At 51.8% G+C, this 280-nt stretch carries 1 pseudogene; it reads left to right on the forward strand.

Annotated elements, in window-relative coordinates:
- Window positions 1-280, forward strand: a pseudogene (locus F2P45_RS35925) (hypothetical protein); the annotation flags it as partial.

A 280-nucleotide genomic window follows, 5' to 3' on the forward strand; every position in this document is an offset into this window, starting at 1 on the left:
GTCGATGGATACTCCGAAGCCGCTATCTTTTGTGTAGGCAGGGAGGGGTTGATTTTTTACTTCGACGGGAATATGTGGCTTCAGGCAGAAAAGCCGACCAATGTTGACCTCAACTGCGTGCACTGCGCGGGGGATGGGTTTGTTTATGCTGGCGGAAACAACGGAGTGCTGGTCCGAGGGAAAGGCAACCATTTCCATGCTTTGCATACGGGCATACATGACAATTTTTATGCGGCTACTTGGTTTGACGGGCATCTTTACGTCGGCGGCCTGAAAGGTC

It is taken from the genome of Massilia mucilaginosa (assembly GCF_011682145.1).
Taxonomy (GTDB): domain Bacteria; phylum Pseudomonadota; class Gammaproteobacteria; order Burkholderiales; family Burkholderiaceae_D; genus Telluria_A; species Telluria_A mucilaginosa.